This window comes from Nocardioides lijunqiniae, from assembly GCF_015024225.1.
GTDB classification, from domain to species: domain Bacteria; phylum Actinomycetota; class Actinomycetes; order Propionibacteriales; family Nocardioidaceae; genus Nocardioides; species Nocardioides lijunqiniae.
The window spans coordinates 1-20,269 of sequence record NZ_JACJGM010000048.1 but is presented as its reverse complement, the minus strand read 5'-3'; the positions used below and the strand labels follow the sequence as shown (position 1 = coordinate 20,269).

At 73.5% G+C, this 20,269-nt stretch carries 15 protein-coding genes; 9 read left to right on the top strand and 6 right to left on the bottom strand.

Going from position 1 to position 20,269, the window contains the following annotated elements; translation table 11 throughout:
* Positions 1-59 precede the first annotated feature (59 nt).
* The 6 genes from IRQ30_RS21410 to IRQ30_RS21385 all read right to left on the bottom strand — a co-directional run bounded on the left by IRQ30_RS21410 (position 60) and on the right by IRQ30_RS21385 (position 5,775).
* A complete protein-coding gene (locus IRQ30_RS21410; protein ID WP_193614892.1) occupies positions 60-920 on the bottom strand; it encodes a hypothetical protein in 861 nt (286 codons plus the stop codon).
* A complete protein-coding gene (locus IRQ30_RS21405; protein WP_193614891.1) occupies positions 917-1,480 on the bottom strand; it encodes an RNA polymerase sigma factor in 564 nt (187 codons plus the stop codon). Before IRQ30_RS21405 ends, IRQ30_RS21410 begins: the two co-directional genes overlap by 4 nt.
* 315 nt (positions 1,481-1,795) lie before the next feature.
* Complete coding sequence (clpX, locus tag IRQ30_RS21400; protein WP_193609281.1) at positions 1,796-3,076, bottom strand: ATP-dependent Clp protease ATP-binding subunit ClpX; 1,281 nt, start codon at positions 3,074-3,076, stop codon at positions 1,796-1,798.
* A 149-nt stretch (positions 3,077-3,225) separates the two neighbouring features.
* Complete coding sequence (locus IRQ30_RS21395; RefSeq protein ID WP_134738410.1) at positions 3,226-3,837, bottom strand: ATP-dependent Clp protease proteolytic subunit; 612 nt, start codon at positions 3,835-3,837, stop codon at positions 3,226-3,228.
* A 5-nt stretch (positions 3,838-3,842) separates the two neighbouring features.
* Positions 3,843-4,448, bottom strand: a complete 606-nt coding sequence (locus IRQ30_RS21390) for an ATP-dependent Clp protease proteolytic subunit (protein WP_193609296.1) — start codon at positions 4,446-4,448, stop codon at positions 3,843-3,845.
* 133 nt (positions 4,449-4,581) lie between these two features.
* Complete coding sequence (locus tag IRQ30_RS21385; RefSeq protein ID WP_227467940.1) at positions 4,582-5,775, bottom strand: alpha/beta hydrolase; 1,194 nt, start codon at positions 5,773-5,775, stop codon at positions 4,582-4,584.
* 204 nt (positions 5,776-5,979) lie between these two features.
* Here IRQ30_RS21385 and IRQ30_RS21380 point away from each other — a divergent pair, with 204 nt between their 5' ends.
* The 9 genes from IRQ30_RS21380 to IRQ30_RS21340 all read left to right on the top strand — a co-directional run.
* On the top strand, positions 5,980-6,834 hold the full coding sequence (locus IRQ30_RS21380) for a BAR domain-containing protein (RefSeq protein WP_193609284.1): 855 nt from the start codon (positions 5,980-5,982) through the stop codon (positions 6,832-6,834).
* Between the two features lie 72 nt (positions 6,835-6,906).
* The gene (locus IRQ30_RS21375) at positions 6,907-7,176 is read left to right on the top strand and encodes a hypothetical protein (protein ID WP_134738407.1); all 270 of its coding nucleotides are present in this window, start codon (positions 6,907-6,909) and stop codon (positions 7,174-7,176) included.
* 270 nt (positions 7,177-7,446) lie between these two features.
* Positions 7,447-9,138 carry a peptidoglycan-binding domain-containing protein gene (locus IRQ30_RS21370; protein WP_193614889.1) on the top strand — a complete coding sequence of 564 codons (1,692 nt, stop codon included), beginning with the start codon at positions 7,447-7,449 and terminating at the stop codon, positions 9,136-9,138.
* 77 nt (positions 9,139-9,215) lie between these two features.
* Positions 9,216-9,479, top strand: a complete 264-nt coding sequence (locus IRQ30_RS21365; RefSeq protein WP_134738405.1) for a hypothetical protein — start codon at positions 9,216-9,218, stop codon at positions 9,477-9,479.
* A 127-nt stretch (positions 9,480-9,606) separates the two neighbouring features.
* A complete protein-coding gene (locus IRQ30_RS21360) occupies positions 9,607-13,896 on the top strand; it encodes an FtsK/SpoIIIE domain-containing protein (protein WP_193614888.1) in 4,290 nt (1,429 codons plus the stop codon).
* A complete protein-coding gene (locus IRQ30_RS21355) occupies positions 13,893-16,388 on the top strand; it encodes an NHL repeat-containing protein (protein ID WP_193614887.1) in 2,496 nt (831 codons plus the stop codon). The genes IRQ30_RS21360 and IRQ30_RS21355 overlap by 4 nt, the downstream gene beginning before the upstream one ends.
* Before the next feature lie 51 nt (positions 16,389-16,439).
* Positions 16,440-17,429 carry an AAA family ATPase gene (locus tag IRQ30_RS21350; protein WP_193609288.1) on the top strand — a complete coding sequence of 330 codons (990 nt, stop codon included), beginning with the start codon at positions 16,440-16,442 and terminating at the stop codon, positions 17,427-17,429.
* Between the two features lie 3 nt (positions 17,430-17,432).
* Complete coding sequence (locus tag IRQ30_RS21345; protein ID WP_193614886.1) at positions 17,433-18,617, top strand: DUF58 domain-containing protein; 1,185 nt, start codon at positions 17,433-17,435, stop codon at positions 18,615-18,617.
* On the top strand, positions 18,614-20,269 hold a 1,656-nt coding region (locus tag IRQ30_RS21340), incomplete at its 3' end, for a transglutaminaseTgpA domain-containing protein (protein ID WP_193614885.1). The genes IRQ30_RS21345 and IRQ30_RS21340, both read left to right, overlap by 4 nt.

Here is a 20,269-nt window from a genome sequence, read left to right as displayed (position 1 = left end):
TTCGAGACGGTCGCTGCGCGACCTCCTCAACCCACGGCCCTCCCGGGGCCGCGACCTCCTCAGCCCACGACCTCGGGGGACTGCGCGCCGTCGCCGGCGACGGTCACGGTGTAGGTCCACGCTCCCATCGCCTCGGGGTTCTCGCTGCTGGGAGGGTCGGACGGCCACCACGCGGCGAAGCGCCCGTGGTCGACGGACGCCTGGACGTCGGGACCGCCGGGGGTGTGCACGGTGACACCGACGACGTCCTCGCCCACGTAGCCCTGCACCGAGCTGAACCACCCCACGTCGTCACCGAGGAACCACTGGCCCGGGGTCGACACGCTGCCGTCCATGCTCTCGGTCTCGTCGATCCGGTCCGGCAACAGCACCGGGGCCTCCACGGGGTCGGGGTCGTAACCGCCGAAGAAGCCACGCACCCTGCCCCCCGCCGCGTCCTGGTGCCCGACCAGGTCGTCTGGCATCAGGCAGAACGCCTCCGCGCTGGGGCCGTCGAGGAGCACGTAGGTCCATCCGCCACGTCGCTCCGCCACCACGACCCGCTCTCCACCCTCGGGCACCCCGAGGACAGTGCGACACGTGGCGGCGGCGTCGCTCGCGGCCGCGGCCGTGAGCGCCTCGGGCGTCGGCGTCCACGACGCGAAGGCGGAGCCGCCCCCCAGCAGCAGTGCCGGGACGACGGCAACGGCGGCGCCGACCAGACCGACCGCCACGAGGAGTCGCCTCCGGCGCCGCGGCGGCGGTGCGACCTCCGCTGGGCCGCGGTCATCATGGCCGCGGTCATCGTGGGGAGTGGCCACGACGCGCGTGAACGCCGCGTCGGCGCGGGCGAGCTCTGCCTCGGTCAGGTCCGAGGGCGGTGCCGGGTCGAGGTCGCGCAGCGCGACGGCGGTCATCGCGTCGAAGTGGTGCGTGTTCATGGAGTGCTCCTGTCGGAGGCGAGATGGCCGGGCGGGCGGTCGACCCGCACCGAGGAGCCGACGTGGCCCCGCAGGGCGCGCCGCGCACGGGACAAGCGCAGGCGGAAGGCGGTCGCGGAGATCCCCAGGACGGCGGCCGCCTCGGGCGCGGTGAGCCCGTCGAGGACGGAGAGGGCGATCGCTTCCTGGTGCACAGCGCTCAGGAGCGGCCACGCCGCCGCGATGTCGATGCGATGGGCGACCAGGTCCGGGAGGCCGGCATCGGCGGCCCCGTGACGCACGTCGGCGAGGCGGACCGCGAGGGCGTCGTGCCGGTCGTCACGCCTCCGGGTGTTCTGGAGGGTCTTGCGGGCGACGCCGAAGAGCCAGGCGCGCGCCGACGAGAGGTCGGAGGGCACCTCGTCGAGGCGACGCCACGCGACGAGCATGACGTCACCGACCACGTCCTCGGCGTGGCTCGGGTGCACGCGCCTGCGGACGAAGCGGAGCAGGTCGCCGTACGCCGCGTCGTAGAGCTCCCGGAAGCGCTGCTCGCGCTCCTGCGGCGACGTGGTGTCCATGACCTGTTCCTGTCCGAGTCCGGACAAGTGTGTCGCACGACTTCGTCGCGTCGCCCCGAGGTTGAGGAGGGACGAGTCCCGTCTCAAAACCCCTGCGGCCTGCTGCCCACCTCACCGGGTTTCGAGACGGTCGCTGCGCGACCTCCTCAACCCACGACGCCCCCGCGGGGTGAGGAGGGACGAAGTCCCGTCTCGAAACCCCTCTGGGCGGGCGCGGCCTGGCCGAGGCCAGCGCCAGGCTCGCGGGGTTTCGAGACGGTCGCTAGCGCGACCTCCTCAACCACCGGAGGGTCTCGGCGGCGGAGCCGCCCCGTCTCAGGCGGACTTCTTCTTCTTCTCGGTCTCGCGGGGGACGAGGGTGGGGGCGACGTCGTCGTTGACGACCTCGCCGGTGACGATGACCTTGGCGATGTCGCCGCGCGACGGCACGTCGTACATGACGTGGAGGAGGACCTCCTCGATGATCGCGCGCAGGCCGCGGGCGCCGGTGCCGCGCTCCATGGCGTGGTCGGCGATGGCCTTGATGGCGTCCTCGGTGAACTCGAGCTCGACGCCGTCGAGCTCGAAGAGCTTCTGGTACTGCTTGACGAGCGCGTTGCGCGGCTCGGTGAGGATCTGGACCAGGGCCGCCTGGTCGAGCTTGGTCACGCTCGCGATGAGCGGCAGGCGGCCGATGAACTCCGGGATCAGCCCGAACTTGGTGAGGTCCTCGGGGCGGACCATGGCCAGCAGGTCCTCGGCGTCGCGCTCCGCGGCGGTGCGGACCTCGGCGGTGAAGCCGAGGTTCTTCTTGCCGACGCGCTGCTCGATGATGTGCTCCAGGCCGGCGAAGGCGCCGCCCACCACGAACAGGATGTTGGTGGTGTCGATCTGGATGAACTCCTGGTGCGGGTGCTTGCGACCGCCCTGCGGCGGCACCGAGGCGGTCGTGCCCTCGATGATCTTCAGCAGCGCCTGCTGCACGCCCTCACCGGAGACGTCGCGCGTGATCGAGGGGTTCTCCGCCTTGCGGGCCACCTTGTCGATCTCGTCGATGTAGATGATGCCGGTCTCGGCCTTCTTGACGTCGTAGTCGGCGGCCTGGATCAGCTTGAGGAGGATGTTCTCGACGTCCTCGCCGACGTAGCCGGCCTCGGTGAGGGCGGTGGCGTCGGCAATGGCGAACGGCACGTTGAGCATCCGCGCCAGCGTCTGCGCGAGGTAGGTCTTGCCGCAGCCGGTCGGGCCGATCACCAGGATGTTGCTCTTGGCGACCTCGACGACCTCGTCCTTGCTGTGCTTGCCCGCCACCGGCTGCAGGCCGGCCTGCACGCGCTTGTAGTGGTTGTAGACCGCCACGGCGAGCGACTTCTTCGCCTGCTCCTGGCCGATGACGTAGGAGTTGAGGAAGTCGAAGATCTCCTTCGGCTTGGGCAGCTCGTCGAGGCTGACCTCGGTGCCCTCGCTGAGCTCCTCCTCGATGATCTCGTTGCACAGGTCGATGCACTCGTCGCAGATGTAGACCCCGGGGCCTGCGATCAGCTTCTTCACCTGCTTCTGGCTCTTTCCGCAGAAAGAGCACTTCAGCAGGTCACCTCCGTCACCGATGCGTGCCACGGGGTCATCTCCTTCGAGCCGGTTGAGCGGGTGGTTCGATGCAAACCATCCGAAGGTACCCCGTGCCGCCCCCGACGGGGGGACGGACACGGGAAGCCTCGGGACGAGTTGGCCGGACGGCCGGCTGGAGGTCCAGTCGGCCGGTCGGCTCAGGTCAGCGCGAGCGTCGAGGCCTTGCGGGAGTCCAGGACGGTGTCGATCAGGCCGTACTCGATGGCCTGCTCGGCGGTGAGGATCTTGTCGCGCTCGATGTCGCGGCTGACCTCCTCGATCGACCGGCCGGAGTGCTCGCTGATCATCTTCTCCAGCAGCTCGCGCATCCGGAGGATCTCGTTGGCCTGGATCTCGATGTCGGAGGTCTGGCCGAACGTGCCCTCGGTGTAGGGCTGGTGGATCAGGATCCGGCTGTTGGGCAGCGCCATGCGCTTGCCCGGCGCGCCGGCGGCGAGCAGGATCGCGGCCGCCGAGGCCGCCTGCCCCAGGCACACGGTCTGCACGTCGGGGGTGATGAAGCGCATCGTGTCGTAGATCGCGGTCAGCGCGGTGAAGGAGCCACCGGGGCTGTTGATGTAGATCTGGATGTCCTGGTCGGGGTTCATCGACTCCAGGCACATCAGCTGCGCCATGACGGCGTTGGCGATGTCGTCGGAGATCGGCGTGCCGAGGAAGATGATGCGCTCCTCGAACAGCTTGCCGTAGGGGTCGATCCGCCGGAAGCCGTAGGAGGTGCGCTCTTCCCACTGCGGGATGTAGTAGTTCATGTCGATCAGTCCTTCTGCCGCGCCGGGCGGCCGTCGTCGGCGGCTTCGCGGGCACTCTTGATGACCTGGTCGACCAGGCCGTACTCGAGTGCCTGGTCGGCGGTGAACCAGCGGTCGCGATCGGCGTCGGTCTCGATCTGCTCGACCGTCTGGCCGGTGTGCTCGGCGATGAGCTCGAGCAGCACCTTCTTGATGTGCAGCGACTGCTGCGCCTGGATCTTGATGTCGGACGCGGAGCCGCCCATGCCCGAGGAGGGCTGGTGCATCATGATCCGCGCGTGCGGCAGGGCGTAGCGCTTGCCCTTGGCGCCGGCGCACAGGAGGAACTGGCCCATCGACGCGGCAAGGCCCATGCCGACCGTCGCGACGTCGTTGGGGATGTAGTTCATCGTGTCGTAGATCGCCATGCCGGCGTCCACCGAGCCACCAGGGCTGTTGATGTGGAGGAAGATGTCCGTCTCCGGGTCCTCCGCGGAGAGCAGGAGCAGCTGGGCGCAGATCGCGTTGGCGTTCTGGTCGCGCACCTCGGAGCCGAGGAACACGATGCGCTCGCGCAGCAGCCGCTGGTAGATGTGGTCGTCGAGGACGTTGAGCCCACCGCCGCCACCCATCTGGGGCGCGGCCGGCTCGAAGGAGTGGCTGGGGTTCTGGGTCACGTCGCCGACACTAGCCCGAAGCGCCGACACTTCCACGGGCATTCCGCCCCTGTTCGCCGACAGCAGATTCCCGGGCCCACCACCGGGCTCAGGCCAGCCACTCCTCCAGGGCCCGGTGCACGTCCGGGTGGTTGAGCAGGCCGAAGTGGTCGGTGCGACCCAGGTGCAGGACGTCGGCGCCCGGGAAGAGCTCTCCCCCGCGCCGGTCCCGGCCGTACGCCGACCGCGGGCGCACGAGCAGGTCCCCCACGACGTGCCCGACCGGGTGGCGCTGCGAGGCGGTGAGCGTGGCCGCGACCAGCCGGTAGCGCGCGTGCGGCAGCGGCGGGACGTCCTCGCCCATGCCGGCGACCAGGTCGTGGACCCCCACCGAGCGCCAGTCCAGGATCCGTCCGAACGCCGCGGTCTCGGGCAGCAGCGACAGCCCCCGGCTGCCGTGGCCGATGCCCCACGCGATGGGGGCGCCGAGGTGGGGGGTGCCCAGCGTGACGACGTCGGAGATCCGCTCCGCCCAGGGCTCGCCCGACTCCGGCGGCTCGGCGGCGACGGCGCCGGCGGCCCGGATGACCAGGCCGCCCAGGGAGTGCCCGACCAGGGCGACGCGGGTGACCGGGACCGGCCACGCGTCGACGACGCGCTGCATCAGCGCGGCGAGGGCCACGCCGTTCTCCCGCAGCGACAGCCCGGTGTTGGCGCGCAGGTAGACCGGCGACCAGCCGCGGCCCGCCAGCGCCTCGCCGTACGTCGTGCCCGTGCGGTCGCGGTGCAGCTCCCAGTAGGACTCGTTCTCGCAGAGGCCGTGCATGAACACCACCAGCCGCCCCGCGGCGTCGGGGTACGCCGCCCGCAGCGACGCCCCGGTGAGCTCGACGTCGCGTCCCCCGGCGCGCACCGCCATCGGGATCGCCAGGTGCGGGCGCTCGCGCACCAGCCGGTCCCCGATCAGGCCGTTGACCGAGGAGCTGACGAACCGGCCCCGCGGCCCCTCCTCCAGGCGCGGCCCCATGCCCGTGGCACCCAGCCGGTCGAGACCGACCGACGCCGCGCGGAGCCCGGCCGAGAGACCGCCGTAGACCGCGCCGGCGATCCCGCGGTGCACCCGGTCGGGCAGGGCGGTGGCGCCGCCGGAGCCCAGGCCGGCGAGCCGGCCCACCCGGTCAGCGACGGCGAGGTGGGTGTCGCGGGCGCTCTTGACGACGAGCTCACCGGTCACCTCCGAGAGCAGCGAGAGGGCGTCGAGCACGCCCGGCCCCGTCGCGGCAGCGGAGGCAGTGCGGGGCATGGTCGTCACGGCAGGCAGCATAGCCATTCGGTGAACAGTCGTGCACTATATGGCCGAGGCTGCGGCGGAAGCGAGCCGTCCTGTCGGTCACGAAGCCGGGCGCGGTCGCGGCCGGGTCGCTGGTCGGATGACGGCCACCCGCAGGCAACCAGGAGGCCACCGTGGAGGGGCTCCGCCGACACCCGCCTGTGGGACACTCCGCTCATGTTGCGGGTGACACTGCGCGGCTCGGGACTCCCGACCGTGACTCTCGGGTCGGGCGAGACCCTCCTGTTCGGACGCTCCCCGCACCACGCCGTGCCCGAGGACGACCCCGACGAGAGCCTGCGCACCACTGCGATCGACCTGCCCCGATGCGCCCCGCACGTCTCCCGGCTGCTGGGCGAGCTGGTCGTCGGCGAGGAGATCGCGCGGCTGCGGTGGCACGGCTCCGGGGAGACGCAGGTCTCCAGCCTCTTCGACGCCCCCGGTGGGGCCCGCCGGGTCACCCTCGCCGAGGGCATGTCGCTGCTCCTCGACGAGGGCGAGAACCAGCTGCAGGTGATGCGCGGGCGCCAGGTCTCGGCCGACGTCTTCGACGACCTGTCGATCGAGATCGACGTCTCCTCCTCCACGCCCGACCCCGAGGCCCGCCGCCGCCCGCCCGAGTCCGAGCACGACGCCGACGTCGACGCGACCGCCACGGCGCCCGCGCCCCGCCTGCCCAAGCTCTCCCGCGAGTGGTACGTCGCCCTCGCGCTCGCCGAGCCGTGGCTCACCGGCACCGACGACTACCCGCGCCCCCCGTCCAACCGCGAGATCTACGAGCGGGTGCTGCACTGGCACACCTACGCCTGGAACCTCGAGCGCGCCCAGCGGGTCGACGACGCCATCCGCTCCATCTCCTCGCTGGCCTTCGGCCCCAAGGACGACCCGTTCCGCGCCGGCGCCGGCCGCGCCCAGAACGTCCGCTTCGCCATCGGTCGCCGTACCGCGGAGGTCCGGCTGGTGACCGTGGAGGACCTCGAGGAGGTCGAGCGGGCCGTCTCGGCCCGGAAGGTTCCACCCCTCGCGACCTAGCCGCCCCCCTCCCGCCGTGCCTAGCCTCCCAGGAGGACCCACCGAGCCAGGCAGCGCGAGAAGGAGAACGACATGAGCAACCAGATGCAGGGCATGGACACCGAGTACGCCCGCCAGGTGTCCGGGGAGATGGGCTCGCACGCCGGTCAGGTGGCCGGCGTCTGCGGCAAGCTGTTCGCCCGCGTGGCCGCCACCAGCTGGATCGGCAGCGACAAGGACCAGTTCCAGGACGACATGTCCAGCCACTTCATCCCGCAGGCCAACAACGCCGCGGAGGCCATCGACTCCCAGGCCCGCGTCCTGAACGAGCACGCCGACCGCCAGGACGCCGCGAGCTCCTAGCGTCACCCTCCGGGCCGCCGAGCCCGGCCACGTCCCCCTGGCCCGTCAGAGACCTCTCTGGCGGGTCAGCGGCATTTCCGGGCCCGCGCTCCTGGATCCGTGGCCGGGGCCGCCCACGACGGCGGAGATCACCCGTCCGGGAGGGCCGACAGGGCGGAAGTTTCCACCCACCGCGCTCTCGACCGCGGGCCTCGCTCCTGCCTAACGTCCTGGCATCAGACCAGCACGGGCCCGGCGTGACCACCGGGACCAGGACACAAGGAGACGGCGATGGCGTTCCTCGGGGCAGACACCGATGAGCTCAGGGAGGTCGGCCAGGAGTTCGAGGACGGCAAGGAGGTCGTCGACCAGGTCATCACCTACCTCAAGGCCCTGATCGCCCTGCTCCGCGCCGCCTCGTTCTTCAGCGGAGGGGCGAGCGCGGCCTACGCGCAGTACCTCGAGTCCGTCGTCCTCCCCTGGCTCCAGAAGATCTCGATGGCCCTGGGCATGTTCGCCAAGGTCCTCGGCTCCCAGGCCGACGCCCAGGACCAGGCCAGCGAGGGCGGCAGCGTCGACTACGGCTCCCTGCCGAGCTACCAGACGCCGGCCGGCCTCCCCGCGCCGATCACGCCGTACGACGGCGAGCCGATCGTCGGCGGCCCCCAGGTGGGGACCCCCGACGCGGGCGCCACGACCACCACGACCACCGTCAGCCCGGACGGCACGACGACCACCACGACCACCACCGTCCCCGCCCCGACCCTGACCACCCCGATGACCGGCATCGACGGCTCGTCCTCCGGCGCCGCGGGCACCGGCACCACGGGCGGCGCCCTGGGCACCGGCACCGTCCCGGCCGGCGCGACGGGCGGCACCACGGACGCCTTCCCCCGGGAGGGGCTGACGTTCCCCGTCTCCGGCAACGACGCCCTGAGCGGCGGGGGCGGCGGCCTCAGCGGCGGCGGCGCGAGCGGCGGCTCCGGCGGCGGCACGGGCGGCGGCTCCGGCTCCGAGCTCGGCAGCTCGACCATCGGCTCCACCGACGCCGGCAGCGTGGGCGGCCACAGCAGCCCGGTCGCCGACGGCGGCCTGGGCGGCGCCACCCCGGGTGCCGAGCAGCTCGGCTCCTCCTCGGGCCTCGGCTCGGGCTCCGACGGCGCGACGCCGTCGTCGGACAACGGCACCTCCTACGGCGCCGCGGCCGGCATCGCCGGTGGCGCGGCGGCGCTCGGCCTGGGCGGTGCGGCACTCGCCGGACGCACGGGTGGCGGCGGCGACCCGAAGATCGACTCCCTGGCCGGCAGCAACGGCCGCGGCTCCTCGGGCGCCCAGGTCACCGAGCTGCAGGAGCGGCTCACGGCGGCCGGCTACGACACCCGCGGCGCCGACGGCCAGTGGGGCCCCAACACGCAGGCCGCGTTCGACGCCTACCGCGCCGACAACCCCCTCGCGGTGCAGGCCGGCTCCGGCTACACCTCGCCGGCCGGCTACGACTACCAGCAGATCACCGGCGTGAAGGGCAACCCCAACGTCACCCCGGAGTTCCTGCGCGGCGTCGAGGGCATGGCCCAGCGGCTCGGGGCCCAGCCCGAGCACATCATGGCCGCGATGAGCTTCGAGACCGGCGGCACCTTCGCCAGCGACGTGCGCAACCCGCGCAGCAGCGCCACGGGGCTCATCCAGTTCATGGACTCGACCGCGAAGGGCATGGGCACCACCACCTCGGCGCTGGCCCAGATGTCGCCCGTCGAGCAGCTGACCTACGTCGAGAAGTACTTCGAGCCGCACCGCGGCCACCTCGGTGACCTGGAGAGCGTCTACACCTCGATCCTCGCGGGCCACCCGGCCTCGGGCAACGAGGCGCTCTTCACCCAGGGCGACCGGGCCTACGGGCCCAACCGGGAGCTCGACGTGAACCGCAACGGCGTCATCACCGCCGCCGAGGCGACCGCCCACGTGCGCAGCCGCATGGGCAACTGACCCACCACAGACCCACCCGCACCAACCGTTAACCCGACCGCAGTACACACAGCACCCACCACACAAGGAGAAGAACCATGGCCATGAAGGGTATGGATGTCGAGGCGGGCCGTCAGGCCTCGCAGCAGATCAACCAGGGCTCGCAGGAGCTCGAGGCCCTGAGCGGCCGCATGACGCAGGTCATCGACGGCTTCGAGTGGATCGGTCCCGACGCGGACCGCACCCGCGACACCTGGAAGTCCGACTACGTGGCCATGCTCAGCAAGGTGACCGCGTCGCTGCAGGAGTTCTCCACCCTGATCAACAACCAGGCGCAGGAGCAGGAGACGGTCTCCAACTGACCGCGCCCGCCGTGTGACGGCCGCCGGGCGCAAGCCTGGCGGCCGTCACGCGCGTCTCCACCCCGTCTCCGCCCCATCTCCGCCCCATCTCCGCCCCACCCCCGATCCCTGCGAGGAAGGACGAGCGATGCAGACCTGGACCCTCTCGCTCCGAGCGGCCGCCGAGACCGGCCTGCCCTCGGTCGACGTCGCGGTGCAGGCTCGCTCCGACGCCACCGTCGCCGACCTCGCCCGCGCCTTCGGGCGCCACGTCGCCCCCGACCAGCCGCACCTGCTGATGGTGCCCGTCGACGGCTCCCACCCGTGGCCCGCCGACCGGCTCGTCGCCGAGTGCGGGCTGCGCACCGGCGACCTGCTCGACGTCGTCTCCGCCCCCGCCTCCTGGCTGTCGCGCGCGAGCAGCACCGCGCGCCCCCGCGCCGTCGTCCGCGTCACCGACGGCCCCGACCGCGGCCAGCGCCTGCAGGTCCGCGGCAACTCGCTCACCCTCGGTCGCGCGCCCAGCTGCTCGCTGCGCCTCACCGACCCGCTCGTCTCCCAGCGCCACGCCCGGATCGTGCTCGGCACCCGACCCACGATCTACGACGAGGGCTCGGCCAACGGCACCATCGTCGCCGGCGAGCGCATCGTGTCCGGACGCGAGATCGACTGGGGCACCCCGATCCGACTGGGCCGCAGCACCCTGGTCATCGACCCGGGCGAGGTGCCCACCGAGGTCCCGGCCGTGTCGGTGTTCCGTTCGCCGCGGTTCGGTGACCCGCTCGCCGAGGCCGTCCTCGAGATCCCCTCGCCCCCGACGAAGAACCGCCCGTCGCCGCTGCCGTGGGCGATGCTCGCGCTGCCGATGGTCATGGGGCTGGCGCTGTTCGCCCGCGCCCGCTCGTCGTACGCCCTCATCTACATGCTGGCCTGGCCGGTGCTCGGCTTCCTGGGCTGGCGCCAGCAGAAGCGGGCAGCGGAGAAGCAGTTCCAGGAGGACCTGGACGCCTGGCGCGTCGACGTCGACGACTTCCTCACCACCATCGACGCCGCCGCGGTCGCCCAGCGCAAGCAGTTCCACGACGACTACCCCGACGCGGAGACCCTGCGCACCCGGGCCGCGGCCCGCGACCCCTACCTGTGGGCGCGCAGCGAGAGCCGGCAGGCCTTCCTCGTGACCCGCCTCGGCATCGGCACGGTCCCGGCCATGCTGCGCGGCGCGATCAGCGACGGCGGCGACCGCACGGTGCGCCGCGGCGTCGCCGAGGAGCTCGCCGAGCGCGACAGCCTCGCGGACATGCCGGTGCTCGCGGACATCACCGAGCACCCCGTCATCGCGGTCACCGGCGAGCCGCAGGAGGTCGACGACCTGGTCCGCTCGATGATGCTGCGCCTGGCCTTCGACCACTCCCCCACCGACCTCTCGGTCGCCGGCTGCTTCGGCCGCGAGCGGGCCGGGCACGAGGCCTGGCTGCGCTGGCTGCCCCACGCCGCCACCCGCGTGGGGGGCGAGCCGCCGGTCGCCGTGGGCGCGCGCGCGGCCACCGTGCTCCTGGACCACCTCGTCACCGAGGACGGCCAGCGCGGCCACACCATCTGCTTCGTCGACGAGGAGGCCGGGATCGCGCGGCGGACCGTGGAGGCGGTCGCCGGGGTCGCGGCCGAGAAGAACATCCACCTGGTCTGGCTCGGGCGCTCCGCCGCGGAGGTCCCGGCGGCCACCTCGCTGCTGGTCGACCTCTCCTCGGGCATCGTCGGCAAGGCCGACCGCATGGGGATCGCCCGCATCGACACCGCCGACGCCGCGTCCCTCGACTTCGCCTGGCGCGCCGCCCGGATGATGACCGGGTACGTCGACGAGGCGGCCGTGCTGCCGCCCAGCACCGCCATCCCCTCGGTCATCCGGCTCTCCGAGGTCAGCAGCGACTTCGAGGACCTCGACGACGCCGACGTCGTCGGCCGCCGGTGGCTGCAGAGCGCCGGGCTGCGGGCCCAGATCGGCTCCGGCGTCGACGGCGTCGTCACCATCGACCTGCGCGAGGACGGCCCGCACGGCCTGGTCGCCGGCACCACCGGCTCGGGCAAGAGCGAGCTGCTGCAGTCGCTCATCTGCTCGCTGGCGCTGAACAATCCGCCCTCGCGGATCAGCTTCCTGCTCGTGGACTACAAGGGCGGCGCGGCGTTCCGCGAGTGCGCCGACCTGCCCCACACGGTCGGCTACATCACCGACCTGACCCCGGCCCTGGTCGCCCGCGCGCTGACCTCGCTCGGCGCGGAGATCGCGGCTCGCGAGCACCTGCTCGGCCAGTACGGCGTCAAGGACCTCGTCCAGCTGGAGCGGGAGCGCCCCGACGTGGCCCCGCCCAGCCTGCTCATCTGCGTCGACGAGTTCGCCGCGCTGACCTCCGAGGTGCCGGAGTTCGTCGACGGGATGGTCAACATCGCCCAGCGCGGGCGCTCGCTGGGCATGCACGTGCTGCTGGCGACCCAGCGGCCCGCCGGCGTGGTCACGGGCAACATCAAGGCCAACGCCGACCTGCGCATCTCGCTGCGCGTCTCCTCGGCCGACGACTCGCGCGACGTGATCGACAGCCCCGAGGCGGCGCGCATCTCGCGGCGCACCCCGGGGCGGGCCTGGATCCGGCGCACCGGCCACGGCACCGCCGAGCTGGTGCAGTCGGCCTGGACGGGGGCCCGGCAGGCCCTCGCCGGCACCGAGGTCCCGGTCGTGGTCAACCCCTTCAGCGCGGCGAGCGGCATCCGGCCCGAGTCGGGCGTCGAGGCGCGCTTGGACCCCCGCACCGACCTGGAGCGCTGCGTCGAGACCATCGGGCGGGCCTTCACCGCCTCCGGCCTGCCCGACCCGGCCCAGCCGTGGCTGCCGGCGCTGCCCCAGGAGCTCCTCATCGACCCGAGCACCATGGTCGAGGAGGTCACCGGGCGTGCCAGCGGCCAGCTGTCCCTGGGCCGGATCGACGAGCCCGAGGCGCAGCGCCAGCCCGAGCTGGTGCTCGACTGCGCCAGCATCGGCCACGTCCTGGTGCACGGCGCCTCCGGCTCGGGCAAGACCGAGCTGTTGCGCACCGCCGTGCTCAACGCCTCCGTCAGCGACGCCTACGGCCGCCACGGCGTCGCGCCGTACGTCTACGGCATCGACTACGCCGGCGGCGGCCTGGCCGCGATCTCGGGGCTGCCGACCGTCGAGGCGATCATCCCGGCCGCCCAGCAGGGCCGGGTGCTGCGCCTGATCCGGCTGCTGCGCCGCACCATGGACGACCGGGCCCAGGCCCTGGCCAACCGGGGCTGCGCGGACGTCGAGGACCTCGCCCGCAGCGGCCACCCGCTGCCCCGCGTCTACGTCGTCATCGACAACCTCCCGGCACTCGTCGAGAATTTGGAGTCCTCAGGAGGTGTAGCGCCCGCACATGTGGAGAAACTCCAGACCGTGCTCCAGAACGGTCGTCGGGTCGGCATCCACGTGATCGCCACCGCTCCGGGCCGGACCGGTGTCCCCACGGCGCTCGGTTCGACGTTCGGGCGGCGCCTCGTGCTGCGCATGACGACCTCCGACGACTACCTGATGCTCGGCGTCCCCGGCAACGTCCTGGACCCCGACTCGGTGCCCGGGAGCGGCCTCCTCGGCAAGCGCACCGTCCAGATCGCGACCACCGGCGGCGCAGGCACCCCCGCCCAGGCCGAGCGCATCCGCGAGATCGGCGACCTGCTGGAGCCCAAGGTCCGCGGCCGTGGCGCCGCCCCGATCCCGGCCATGCCGTCCCGTCTCGACCAGGCCGCCCTCCCCGCTCCCACCGGCACCCGGGTCGCGATCGGCGTCGACGCCGAGGCCGTCGCCGTCATCGAGGTCGACCTCCGCGGCGGACCGGTCCTGGTGGCCGGACGCGCCAGGTCCGGGCGCACCTCCGCGCTGGACGGCCTGCAGGCGCTGGTCGCCCGCGGCGACCGCGCCCCCCACGTCGTGCGCGAGGCCGACTCCGTCGCCACGACCGCCCGGGTCGAGTCCTGGCTCGCCGAGCACGGCGACGACCCGGCCGCCTGGTGCCTGGTGCTGGTGGACGACGCCCACCTCTGGGACGCGCGCTGCACCGCCGACGAGGCGCAGCGCACGGCCCGCACGCGACTGCTCGAGCTGGGCGCCGCCCAGGCGCACCGGCTCTCCCTCGTCGTGACCACCGACACCGCGCAGGCCAAGCAGCGCGGCGGTCCGGAGGGCTACGTCGACACGGCCAAGCGCGGCCGCCGCGGCTTCCTGCTCCAGGCGGAGTGGGCCGACGGCGACATCTTCGGCGCCTCGGTCCCGACCAAGACGACAGAGCCCCTGACGGGTCCCGGACGCGGGGTCTGGTGCGACGGCGGAACCTCCTGGGTGGCGCAGCTGCTGACCGCCCAGGTCTCGGACGAAGGAGTGACCACGGCATGAGCAAGCTCACGAACCTGTTCGCACGGCGCGAGCGTCACGCCAAGGGCGCCGCGGAGCTCTCGGTGGTCGTGGTCACGGCCTCGCTGGTCGCCGGCGTCTTCTTCGGCAACGGCCTGAGCCGCACGGCGGTCGACATCGCCGACGGCCTCACCTGGATCGGCGACGAGCCGACCGGCGAGGTCATCCAGGTCAACCCCGCCACCGGCCGTCCCGAGCTGCGGGTCAAGGTCGGCGAGCCGGGCGACGCCCTGGGCCTCGCCCAGTACGACGGCCGGCTCTTCGTCACCAACCACACCACCGGCGACCTGATGTCCTTCGACCTCACCAGCATCCTGGTCTCGGGCCAGCGCCGGGTGTCCAAGAACGGCACGATGCACACGCTGACCCACGACGGCGAGGTCTACCTCGTCGACGACGAGGCCTCCACGATCGCCTCGGTCGACCCGGTGAGCCTCGACGCCGTCGGTGCCATCTGGGTCTCGCCCAACGGCCTGGCCGACGCCGCCGTCGACGGCAGCGGAGCGGTCTGGTCCCTCGACGACGACGGCGAGCTCAGCGAGCTGCGCTGGTCGCGCAGCGACCGCGCCTTCGCCGCCAGCAGCACCCAGATGGTGGACAACAGCGGCGACGGCTCCGTCCTGGTCGCCCACGACCGTGGAGCCACGATCTTCGGACCCGACTCCGGGATGGTCGCCCAGGTGGGCACCGACCACGAGCTGACCGCCGATGCCCCCAAGCTCTCCGGCGAGCTGCTGGCTCCCGAGACCTCGCCCTCCGACATCGTGCCGGTCTCGGCCCCGGACACCGGGACCGTGGTCATCGCCTCGCCCGACGGGATCCGCGAGGTCGACGTCACCTCCATCGACTGCGCCTCCCCGGCCACCCCCGAGGTCTTCCGCGAGCGCGTCTACGTCCCGTGCCCCGGCGACGGGAAGGTCGTCCAGCTCGACCGCGAGGGCAACCGGGCCGGGGCCGACATCCCGACCCCCGGCACCGACACCCCCGAGCTGGTCCTCGACGACGACAACCTGATCATCAACGCCCCGGGCTCCAGCAGCGGCACCGTCGTCAAGGGCGACGGCTCGATGACCTCGATGGTCCGCTACGACGACAGCGTGCCGGCCACGGTGCCGACCTCGGTCGACGAGGCCGCCCGGGCCGACGAGGGCGTCGTCGAGGACGTCCTGCAGAACGACCCGATCGAGGAGACCGAGGAGGTCACCAACATCGAGGTCGACCCCGACGAGGGCGAGGAGGAGCAGGAGGAGAACCAGGGCACCGGCGTGCGCCCCCCGACCGCCACCGGCACCCCGAACGGCGGCTGCCGGCGCAGGTGCCAGGGCACCGCCGGCGGCGGCAACGGCGGGAACAACGGCGGCAACGGCGGCAACGGCGGTGGCGGCAACGGCGTCGGCGGCGGCAACGGCGGCGGCGGCGGCGGCGGCAACGGCGGCGGCGGCGGCGGCAACGGTGGCGGTGGCGGCACGACCAACCCCGGCCCGATCGCCCCCAGCGAGGCGCCCGCGCTCGTCATGCAGAAGCCCACCGGGGTGCGCGCCGAGCAGGTCGCCGAGGGCCAGGTCCAGGTGACCTGGGCCCACGCCGGTCCGGCGGCCACCGAGTTCGACATCAGCGTCGCCGGCGGGGCCGACGTGGCCACCGTCCCGGGCGCCAACCGCCAGGCGATCGTCGAGGTCGCGCCGGGCCGGTCGGTCTCCTTCGTGGTCACGGCCGTCTCGCCGACGAACGAGGCGGAGTCCAGCCCGAGCAACAACGTGTCGACCAGCGGCCGCCCCGGGGCGCCGTCCAACGTGACCGGCGACGCCCGCTACGAGACCAACGGCAACATCCAGACCTACATCGTCAACGTCCGGTGGGGCGCCGCGGAGCCCAACGGGTCCCCCGTCGGCCGCTACGACGTCACGGTCTCCACGCCCAACGGCGTGCAGACCGCCTCGACGGACGGCAGCGGCCGCACCGCCCAGGTCTCCTGGTCCTGCGACTACAGCGTCGACCCCGCGTGCCCGATCGGGGGCGACTACACCCTCAGCGTCATCGCGAGCAACGAGCGGGGCGCCGGTCCCGAGGGCACCGCCACCGGCGCCGGGCCCGCCCAGCCGGCTCCGCCGCTCCCCGCCAACAACGCCGACCTCGTCGACAGCGCCGCGACCACGTGGAGCGGCGACAGCCGCGAGGGCATCGGCGTCACGACGCTGCGCCTCAGCCCGCCCGCCGACTGGGCCGGCTTCAGCGGCACCTGCGAGTGGACCCACAACGGCAACAAGGCCGGCGTCGACACGGGGCCGGTGGCCTGCAACGCAACCACGCTGCGGGTCAACGTCAACAACGACTACATTCGCAGGCCGGCGGACGGGAAGGTCACGCACTCGATCGTCTTCACCGCCAACAACGCCAACGGCACCGCGACCAGCAGGCGCTACACGTGGGTGACGGAGCAGGCGACGCTCTGCCAGAACTGCCAGATCCCCTGACGCCTCCGGCCTCGTGACCGGGCCGGCACCCGCCCCACCGAGAGGACGACCGTGACCGCACTCGCCAGCCCTGCTGCGCCCACCGAGCAGGACATCGCCGGGTTCCGCCAGCTCCACCAGCGCCTGGGCGACGCCGTGGAGCAGGCCGTCCACGGAAAGCGCTCGGTGATCGACCTGGTCCTGGTCTCGCTGTTCGCCGGCGGCCACGTCCTGCTCGAGGACGTGCCGGGCACCGGCAAGACCACGCTGGCCCGCTCGGTCGCGCAGGCGCTGGGCGGCGAGGTCAGCCGGATCCAGTTCACCCCCGACCTGCTGCCCAGCGACGTCACGGGCACCACCGTCTTCGACCCGCGCGACGGGCAGGTGCGCTTCCGGCGCGGCCCGGTGTTCACCAACGTGCTGCTCGCCGACGAGATCAACCGGGCGGCGGCCAAGACCCAGTCCGCGCTGCTCGAGGTCATGCAGGAGCGCACGGTCACCGTCGACGGGATCGGGCACGCGGTGCCCGCGCCGTTCCTGGTCGTCGCGACGCAGAACCCCATCGACCTCGACGGGACCTACCGGCTCCCCGAGGCGCAGCTGGACCGCTTCCTGGTCCGGACCGCGCTGGGCTACCCCGACGCCGAGCACGAGATCGACGTCCTGCGCCCGGGCAGCACCGCCGGCCACGTCGACCAGGTGCGTCCGGTCACCACGGCCGCGGAGGTCGCGGCGGTCTCCGACCAGCTCCAGCACCTGCACGTGGCCGACCCCATCCTGCGCTACGTGCGCGAGATCGGGGTCGCGCTGCGCCACGACCCTCGGGTCCGGCTCGGCGCGAGCACGCGCGGCCTGCGCGCGCTCGTCAGCTGCCTGCAGGTCTACGCCGCCGCGCGCGGGCGCCACTACGTCGTGCCGAGCGACGTGCAGCGGCTCGCCGAGCCGGTGCTGGCCCACCGCACCGTGCTGGGGCGCGACGCGGTGCTCGCCGGCCACACGCAGGAGTCGGTGCTGCACGAGGTCGTCGAGACCGTCCAGCCACCCCAGCCGGACGCCGGCTGAGCGATGCTCCGCCTCTGGAGGACCACCACGACCCGTGGGCGGGCGACCACGGCGCTCGCGATCCTGCTCCTCGTCGCCGGCCTGAAGTGGCAGTACCCGCTGGTGGCCGGGCTCGGCGGCTGCCTGCTGCTCCTGGTCGCGGTCGAGGTGGTCTCGGTGCTCAGCTCGACCGGCCTCGACGTACGGCGTGAGGTCGCGCCCCGCGTCGTGGTCCGGCACGGCGCCTGCGAGGGCATGCTCCGCGTGCTCGGTCGCCGGCGGCGCGGGCTGGTCCGCATCGACGCCGCCGACCTCGTCGACGGCTCCCTCGTCCCGATCTCGCTGCCCGACCGCATCGGCGAGGACGAGGCCCGGTCCGCGGCGTCGGTGTCCTACCCCATCGCGACGCCGCGCCGTGGGCTGATCACGGTCGGGCCGGTGCAGCTGCGCCGCTACGGCCTGACCGGCATGGCGGCGCGCTCGACCGAGGCCGGCGGCCTCGACGAGGTCCGGGTGCTCCCCCGGCAGGTCCCGGTGACCTCGCTCCCCCGCGGCCACCGGCGGGCCGCCTCGGGCGGCGACGACAGCGTCGAGCACGGCGGGACCGACCTGGTCGGCCTGCACGAGTACTCCATGGGCGACGACCTGCGCCGCCTGCACTGGGCCACCAGCGCGCGGTCCGGCACCCTGATGGTGCGCGAGGACGCCGAGCCGTCCGAGCCGCACGTCTGCGTGCTGCTCGACGACCGGCGCATCGCCTACAGCGACATCGACGAGTCGGCCGAGCAGTTCGAGGAGGCCGTCGAGCTCGCCGCCGGGCTCTGTCGCGTGGCCATCGAGGCCGGCAACCCCGTCCGCTTCCGCACCACCAGCGGGCTCCACGAGGTGGTGGTGCCCGGCTCCGCGACCCGTCAGCCGCGCCGCCAGGCCCAGGAGCTCGACTACCTGCTCGCCGAGATCGGCGTCGCGCCCGTCTACCCGCCCGCCCCGCTCGGCGCCCGCGACCTGGACGTCGTCGTCGCCGTCACCGGGGCCGCGGCCGACCTGCGCGAGCTCGCGCTCGCGCTGGGCGCCGCGCCCAGCCGCGTGGTGATGGTGGTCGACCCCAAGCCCCTGGTCAGTGCCAGCCAGGAGGTCGGGCTGCTGGTGCTGCGCGGCGCCTCCTCGGAGTCGCTGGCCTCGGGCTGGGACGAGGCGATGGCCCGGTGAGCGTGCTCAAGGCCGCGGCCCGGCTCGCCTGGCCGCTGATGCTCCTGGTCCTGGGCAGCATCGTCCTCGCCTCCACCTGGGACCGGGTCCTGGTCACCCTCGGCTTCGTCCTCACCGCCGTCGTCCCGCTGCTGGTCCTGCGCGCCGTGCTGCGCCTGGGCGTGTCCCGCTGGGCCGCGACCACGGTGCTGGTGCTGCTCACCACGCTGGCGGCCTACCTCGCCACCTCGGGTGCCGACCTCTCGCTGTCGCAGACCGTGCGCGACGTGGTGCCGCGGCTGCTGACCGCCCCGCGGCCCTACGCCGTCGCCCCCGACCTCCTGGTGGGCCCGCTGCTGCTGACCGCGCTGGTGTCGCTGTTCACCGGCCTGCGCGTCGACAGCACGAGCAAGGTCGAGCCGGTCCTGGGCGCCGCCGTCCTCTACGTCGGCGGGATGCTCCTCACCGGCGGCGACGCGGACCCGTGGGGCCTGGTCGCCGTGCTGATCCTGGTCACCGCGCTGCTGGGCTGGGTCTTCCTCGACGAGCACAGCGAGCCGGTGCGCCAGCGCTTCGCGGTCGCCGGACCGCTGACCGTCGTCGGGGTGGGGCTGCTGGCGGCCGTCGCGACGCTGCCGGCGCAGGACCCGTTCGAGCCGCGCGAGCTGGTCGACCCGCCGCTGCTCGAGGTCGTGGCGAGCAGCCCGCTCACCCAGCTGGGCGCCTGGGCCGTCAACCCGGGGGTGGAGCTGCTGCGCGTGCGCGGCGACGAGGTCCCGCTGCGGCTGGTGACGCTCGAGCGCTACGACGGCCGGCAGTGGACCGCCGCCACGCGGTTCGCCCCGCTCGGCACCGGCGGCGACCGCGCGCTCCCGGACGGCGACCGCGTCTCCGAGGCCACGGTGGAGGTGGCCCTCGACGAGCTCGCCGGCGGCTGGCTCCCCTCGCCGGGGCGTCCCCGCCTGGTCAGCGACCGCGACGCCCTCGTCGACCCGACGACCGGCACGGTCTACACCCCCGAGGACACCGACGGGCTCGGCTACGAGATCACCGGCACCTTCGACGACCCGCCCGACGCCGCGCTCGCCGCCGCGTCGGTCCCGACCCGCGGCGTGGGCCGCTACCTCGAGCTCCCCGAGCTGCCCTTCGCCCTCAGCGAGTACGCCGCGCGCGTCACCCGCGGGGCGCGCACGCCGTACGAGCAGGCGACCGCGATCCAGGACGAGATCCGCGGCGACGCGAAGCTCTCGCCGCGCGCGATCTCCGGCTCCGCGATGTGGCGCATCGAGGCGTTCCTGGTGGGCAAGCCGGGCGAGCCCGGGGCGCGCGTCGGCACCTCCGAGCAGTTCGCCACGGCCTTCGCGCTGGTCGCGCGCGCCAACGGCCTGCCCAGCCGGGTGGTCGTCGGCTTCCGCCCCGGCACCTCCCAGGACGACGGGTCCCGGCTCGTCACGGGGGCCGACGCGTTCGCCTGGCCCGAGGTCTACTTCGACGGCCCCGGCTGGGTGCCGTTCTCCCCCAGCCCCGACGACGACACCTTCAAGCGCGACGCGTTCGACGACGTGGGCACGGCCCCGCAGCCGACCCCCGGCCCGACCGGCGCCGGCCCCAGCGCCGCCGGCTCGTCGGCCGGCGCCCCTGCCGGCGACGACGGCGACGCGGCCCCGACCCCG

Bases quoted from the DNA above. Each gene is read 5' to 3' on its own strand.
- IRQ30_RS21370 (WP_193614889.1), top strand. From the start codon at position 7,447: ATGGCGTTCCTCGGGGCAGACACCGATGAGCTCAGGGAGGTCGGCCAG.
- IRQ30_RS21390 (WP_193609296.1), bottom strand. From the start codon at position 4,448: ATGGGTGGCGGCGGTGGGCTCAACGTCCTCGACGACCACATCTACCAG.
- IRQ30_RS21405 (WP_193614891.1), bottom strand. From the start codon at position 1,480: ATGGACACCACGTCGCCGCAGGAGCGCGAGCAGCGCTTCCGGGAGCTC.
- IRQ30_RS21385 (WP_227467940.1), bottom strand. From the start codon at position 5,775: ATGCCCCGCACTGCCTCCGCTGCCGCGACGGGGCCGGGCGTGCTCGAC.
- IRQ30_RS21375 (WP_134738407.1), top strand. From the start codon at position 6,907: ATGAGCAACCAGATGCAGGGCATGGACACCGAGTACGCCCGCCAGGTG.
- IRQ30_RS21365 (WP_134738405.1), top strand. From the start codon at position 9,216: ATGGCCATGAAGGGTATGGATGTCGAGGCGGGCCGTCAGGCCTCGCAG.
- IRQ30_RS21410 (WP_193614892.1), bottom strand. From the start codon at position 920: ATGAACACGCACCACTTCGACGCGATGACCGCCGTCGCGCTGCGCGAC.
- IRQ30_RS21355 (WP_193614887.1), top strand. From the start codon at position 13,893: ATGAGCAAGCTCACGAACCTGTTCGCACGGCGCGAGCGTCACGCCAAG.
- IRQ30_RS21360 (WP_193614888.1), top strand. From the start codon at position 9,607: ATGCAGACCTGGACCCTCTCGCTCCGAGCGGCCGCCGAGACCGGCCTG.
- IRQ30_RS21395 (WP_134738410.1), bottom strand. From the start codon at position 3,837: ATGAACTACTACATCCCGCAGTGGGAAGAGCGCACCTCCTACGGCTTC.
- IRQ30_RS21345 (WP_193614886.1), top strand. From the start codon at position 17,433: ATGCTCCGCCTCTGGAGGACCACCACGACCCGTGGGCGGGCGACCACG.
- IRQ30_RS21380 (WP_193609284.1), top strand. From the start codon at position 5,980: ATGTTGCGGGTGACACTGCGCGGCTCGGGACTCCCGACCGTGACTCTC.